Origin of the sequence: Bacillus sp. EB106-08-02-XG196, from assembly GCF_013396335.1 — a bacterium.
GTDB lineage: Bacteria > Bacillota > Bacilli > Bacillales > Cytobacillaceae > Neobacillus.
The window spans coordinates 1-5,586 of the sequence record NZ_JABWSY010000036.1; the positions used below are offsets into that span (position 1 = coordinate 1).

Here is a 5,586-nt window from a genome sequence, read left to right on the forward strand (position 1 = left end):
TTGGGACTTTGTCCCTGTGAGAGTAGGACGTTGCCAGGCAAACGAAGCACAACCTGACTAGGGTTGTGTTTTTTTGTCGTCCAACAGGAAGAATCGTGCCTGTATGGCGTCGTTTTTATGAAAAGAGGGAACGATAAACAGAGAATTGTGCCCGTATGTCGTTGTTTTTAGGAAAGGAGGGTACGATTTTAATAGTTTTCAAAATGAATAGAATACAAACATAGATGGGAAAAGACGAATGGGTATTTTCTGTGATAAGATATTACTAGCTAAGATTTTCAAACGAGCAAAAAGCTAGGCTTATTATATAGAAGGAAGTGCTTATATTGTCTAGTACATTTACAATAGACGACAATATTTTAAAAGATTTACGGGCTGACTGTGAAAATTGCTTTGGTTTATGCTGTGTAGCTTTACCCTATGCAAGATCAGTAGATTTTGCCTTTGATAAAGACGGCGGTACTCCTTGTCGTAACTTACAATCCAATTACCTATGCGGTATACATAAAGATCTTCGGAATAAAGGGTTTCGAGGCTGTTCAGCTTATGAATGTTTTGGAGCTGGACAAAAGGTATCTCAAGTTACATATAAAGGCATGGATTGGCGCTCGAACAAAGATGTAGCGCAAGAAATGTTTGATGTTTATCCGATTGTGCAGCAACTTCATGAGATGCTGTGGTACTTACATGAAGTATTAACAATCAATTCAGCAAAATCGATTCATAAAGATGTAAAGCAGATTATTGAAGATACAGAAAATCTAACTAATAAAACTCCAGAATTTATACTGAGTATAGATGTTGCGGATCATAGATCCAAGGTAAATAAGTTACTGATTTGTGCTAGTGAATTGGTTCGTGCCCAAGTACCTAAAAGGCAAAAAAATGCACGACGGGGAATGGATTATTTAGGTGCAAAGTTAAGAGGTGCGGATTTAAAGGGAGCAGACCTAAGAGGTGCTTTACTAATAGCCGCGGACCTTAGAAATGCGGATCTGAGATGGTGTGATGTCATCGGAGCTGATTTTAGGGAAGCGGATATTAGTGGGGCTAATTTAACTGGGAGTATCTTTCTAACACAAGCTCAAGTGAATGCCGCAAAGGGTAACAAATATACTAAATTACCAGCCGCATTAGTGCCGCCAGTTCATTGGCTGCAAAAAGAATAGATTTTTAGGAATATATCAATTTTTTATAAAAAGGAAACATACTTGAATTTTTAATATAAGTAAGCCTAAAATATAAGAATGGAAAGTTTACAACGATATTAATATGATAAGTAGGGAAAACACATGATAGCAAAAACAGATGAAGATATTAAAGCTTTGAAAGAAATCGGCAAAATTTGTGCCGAAATTAGAGATGAATTGGTACAAAGAACGGTACCTGGCATAACTACAAAGGAACTGGATGAAATAGCAGGACAGCTTTTTGAAAAAGCGGGTGCAATCTCTGCACCAAAGGGTGAATATGATTTCCCTGGGTACACATGTATCAGTGTGAATGAAGAAGTTGCACATGGCATACCGGGTAAGAGGGTCATTCAAGAAGGTGACATCGTAAATATTGATGTCTCTGGTTCAAAGAATGGTTACTTCGCTGATACAGGTATTTCATTTGTAGTAGGTGAAGGAGAAGAGATATTAACAAAGATATGTGATGTCGCAAAATTGGCTTTTGAAGCAGGCTTGAAGAAAGCAAAACCTGGTTCAAAGAAAAGCGGGATTGGAAAGGCCGTCATCCAAACGGCACGTCAACACGGATTAACGGTTATCATGAATCTTACAGGACATGGAATCGGACGAAGAATACATGAAGCACCTGATCATATTTATAATTATCATGATACGTGGGACGATGAGCTTTTAAAGGAAGGCATGGTTATCGCTTTCGAACCTTTTATTTCAACAAAAGAAGAAGAAGTTTTTCAAGTTGAAGGTGACGACTGGACTTATGTGACCGAAGAAAGTTTTGTTGCGCAATACGAACATACCATTATCCTTTCGAAAAATGGACCTATCATAACAACACTATAATAGTAATTACAAGTGCCGGCTGCCTTTCGAGCTGGCGCTTTTTCATTTTTAAGGAATCATCTTTTCTTAGGCATTATCATAAAGTACTAAGTGATTCTTATTTTTAAGGAAGGCTGTGTTATTATTCATTGTTGATTTTCGTGTAGGGGTGATCATTCATAGGCGGAGAATTTCCGGCTATTGTAGATAAAGGAACCTTAAGAAGCTGATATAAGCGGAACTATTCCGGTTAACTGCTTTAATAAGACAAAATCCAATGATTTTGGATACCATAAGCTTGAAAAACTCCGCTTATTATGAAGGAAATAGGGGGATTTCCCAATTTAAACGGAAATTCTCCGCTTATTTTTTAAACACAAAAAGGAGGGACATTAATGTATTATGCACGGCTAATACACTATAAATTGGGAGCAAATCAAAGACTGATTGCGGAAAGATTAACACAAGATTTTGATAAGATCAGCAGGAAAATGACTGGGTTTAGAGGAAGTGTTTATTTTTTCGATGATCCATCTGGAGAATATCGTGCATTGAACTATTGGGACACGAAGGAGGAAGCTGAGCGGGCTAATAAAGTTTTATTCCCGAAATTAGTGCTGGAACTTCAAAATTATACGCAGGAGAAACCAACTGTTAAATTAGTCGAAGTATTTGAAGCAACAAATGATGATGACATTGTGAAATCACATATTAAATTGTGGTAATCAATATATATAAAAGCGGAATCCAAAGGATCCGCTCATTTTTTATTCCTTTTTAAATTTAATTGTACTTCTAACAGTATTAATTGGACGTACGAGTCTTTCAATTTGTTCACGTTTTGATTCGAGGAAAGGTGGCAAGGATAGTTTTTCACCGAGGGTTTCATAGGGTTCGTCACCCATAAATCCAGGACCGTCGGTTGCAAATTCAAATAAGATTTGAGGGGCAACTCTTGAGTATAGAGAACCGAAAAAGTAGCGATCGACAAAACCAGATGTTTGTAATCCATAAGAGCGCATATGTGTATCCCATTCATCAAGCACAGAACGATCTTCAACCCGAAACGCAGCGTGGTGAACTGTACCGAATCCTTGTCGTGCCTGTGGCAGGACAGTGTTATATTCAACTACTACTTGTCCTCCATTTCCTCCTTCACCAACTTCGAATAAGTGAAAAGCTCCTTCTTGAGCAATCTCTTTAAAAAGCAGTACTTTTTCCATCATCTCTTTAAAATAATCAAAGTTAGCAATTCTTACAAAAATCGGACCTAAACCGGTAATAGCGAATTCTAATGGGATTGGACCTTTTTGCCAAGGTACACCTGCTGAGACTCCCTCATTGTTTTCATCAGAAATTAATTGGTATTGTTGGTCATCGAAATCAACAAACGAGATCGTTTTCTTCCCAAATTGCTCTTTTATTCCTGTATGGGTAACGTTTAACCTGTCAAAACGCTTTTGCCAATAATCTATTGCTGCGTTACTTGGTACACGGAAAGAAGTTTTTGAAATCTCATTTGTTCCATGCACGCCTTTTGGAATACCAGGGAAATCGAAAAATGTCATATCTGTTCCAGGACTTCCGGTGTCGTCTGCAAAAAATAGGTGATAAGTTTGAATATCATCTTGATTTACTGTCTTCTTTACAAGGCGCATTCCTAATACATAAGTAAAAAATTCATAATTTTTTTCTGCGCTGCTCGTTATAGCCGTTACATGGTGAATGCCTTTTAAATTATTCAAGTTTATTCCTCCATTAATAGTATGTCTTCGTTTATTTTTCCCCTATGACAGGGATTAATCAATCTCTTGAAGTTAAACATCTTTAATTCGAGATAAATATATCACGTATAATAATCTCTGTCAATTTCACCGTCCATAAATTTATCACATTTTAAAGTTTATTTATGTACCAATGATGTTAATCACAATCAGACTTTTTAAAAGGTGTTATTTTATGTATGAGATTAATTATCAATACCATTTAAATCAGAGCAACTAGTGAAGGAGAATACAAATGAGTGAATTAATTAATAATCGTGAACAACTAACTAATAATCCAAGTAAACGTCAAGCTATCTTAAAGCAAATCTTTAAAGATCTTCATGACGGAAAAAATGTTAAAGAGGTAAAAGCACATTTTGATGCGTTTATCGGAAAAATAACGATTGATGAAATTTCCCAGCTACAGCATGATTTTGGAGACCTTACAGTAGAGGAAATGCATCGTTTACATGCTAAACATACAGAAATCTTTAGAGGATCTATTGAAGAAGTTGAAAAAACATATAAGCCTGAGGAGCAGCCTGGACATCCTATCCACACCTTTATATTAGAAAATAAAGAACTAGATAAATTGGTAAATACCCAACTTCAAGTACACTTAGAGCAATTTGAAAAGGACGACAGTTCTGAGAATATTATTAAGCTTTTAGAGGATATCAATCTTCTTCTTGATATTGACAAGCACTACAGCCGGAAAGAAAATTTAATTTTCCCTTATTTAGAAACGTATGGCATTTACGGACCAACAAATAATATGTGGAGAATAAATGACTTTATTCGAGATGCAATTAAAGATGCTAGGAAGAAGCTTAGTTCGTATAACGGGGACAAGCAGACAGTTATCGAAGTATTAAAATTTGTTATTCAAGAAGTTATCACCATGATTTACAGAGAAGAAAATATTCTCTTTCCGATGGCATTGAATAATTTTACCGAAGATGAATGGGTAAAAATTGCACGTGAGAGTGATGAAATTGGATATTGCTTGATTGCACCTTCAGAGGTTTGGAAGCCTGAAAGACATGCAATGGAAGAGAAAGCAATCTCTGAAGGGTACATTAAAATGGAAACAGGCATATTATCTTTAAAACAGCTAGAGCTATTGTTAAATCATTTGCCTGTTGATCTCACCTTTATAGATCAAGATGATGTAGTCCGTTACTTCTCTCATGGGAAAGAAAGAATTTTTGCTCGTACAAAAGCAGTTATTGGCCGTACTGTCCAAAATTGTCATCCGCCAAGAAGTGTCCACGTGGTGGAGGAACTGTTAGCGGACTTTAAAGCAGGCAGAAAGGATACAGAAGATTTCTGGATTAAGTTCCGTGATAAATATGTTTATATTCGTTATTTTGCCGTTAGGGATGAAAGTGGTAAATACATGGGTACGCTTGAATTTACGCAAAATATTGAACCGATCAAAGCGATTGAAGGGGAAAAGAGGATTATGTTTTAGGACAAGATATTTTTGAACGCGTGGAGAGTTTCCACGCGTTTCGTTTGTGTGTAAGCATAAAAAGCACGATTCTTTTTGAAATTAGTTAGATGTCTTTTGGAAAATATTACTATTGAACTGTATGCAAATAAGATGTTATTATATAAAAGTTCCCTTCGAGAGCGAGTAAAACTTATGAATGAAACGTAAGAATAAGTTGACTTTCACGGAGTGAATATTGTATTATATTTTTTGTTGCTACTAAACTAGCAATCTTGTTCTTTGAAAACTAAACAAACAAGAACGTCAACAAACAATTTTTTAGCTTTTTATAAAAGCTAAGCCAACGTAA

General features: G+C 36.0%; 5 protein-coding genes. 4 read left to right on the forward strand and 1 reads right to left on the reverse strand.

Translation table 11 applies throughout. From position 1 onward, the window contains the following. Positions 1-326: 326 nt before the first annotated feature. The 3 genes from MLOOGBEN_RS28720 (at position 327) to MLOOGBEN_RS28730 (ending at position 2,740) form a co-directional block, all read left to right on the forward strand. Entirely contained in the window at positions 327-1,169 is an 843-nt protein-coding gene (locus tag MLOOGBEN_RS28720; RefSeq protein ID WP_179161653.1) for a pentapeptide repeat-containing protein, read from the forward strand. Positions 1,170-1,292: 123 nt separating this feature from the next. Further along, positions 1,293-2,036 (forward strand): type I methionyl aminopeptidase, encoded by a 744-nt coding sequence (gene map, locus MLOOGBEN_RS28725; protein WP_179161654.1) that lies wholly within the window; start codon positions 1,293-1,295, stop codon positions 2,034-2,036. Positions 2,037-2,410: 374 nt separating this feature from the next. Further along, on the forward strand, positions 2,411-2,740 hold the full coding sequence (locus MLOOGBEN_RS28730; protein WP_179161655.1) for a hypothetical protein: 330 nt from the start codon (positions 2,411-2,413) through the stop codon (positions 2,738-2,740). A 42-nt stretch (positions 2,741-2,782) separates the two neighbouring features. Here the strand turns inward: MLOOGBEN_RS28730 and MLOOGBEN_RS28735 are convergent, their stop codons facing one another. Then, entirely contained in the window at positions 2,783-3,760 is a 978-nt protein-coding gene (locus MLOOGBEN_RS28735) for a ring-cleaving dioxygenase (RefSeq protein WP_179161656.1), read from the reverse strand. Between the two features lie 274 nt (positions 3,761-4,034). Between MLOOGBEN_RS28735 and MLOOGBEN_RS28740 the strand changes: the two genes are divergently transcribed. Beyond that, positions 4,035-5,255 carry a DUF438 domain-containing protein gene (locus MLOOGBEN_RS28740; protein ID WP_179161657.1) on the forward strand — a complete coding sequence of 407 codons (1,221 nt, stop codon included), beginning with the start codon at positions 4,035-4,037 and terminating at the stop codon, positions 5,253-5,255. Positions 5,256-5,586 lie beyond the last annotated feature (331 nt).

Excerpts from the sequence above, each read along its gene's own strand:
- MLOOGBEN_RS28740 (WP_179161657.1), top strand. The coding sequence starts at position 4,035 with ATGAGTGAATTAATTAATAATCGTGAACAACTAACTAATAATCCAAGT.
- MLOOGBEN_RS28730 (WP_179161655.1), top strand. The coding sequence starts at position 2,411 with ATGTATTATGCACGGCTAATACACTATAAATTGGGAGCAAATCAAAGA.
- map (WP_179161654.1), top strand. The coding sequence starts at position 1,293 with ATGATAGCAAAAACAGATGAAGATATTAAAGCTTTGAAAGAAATCGGC.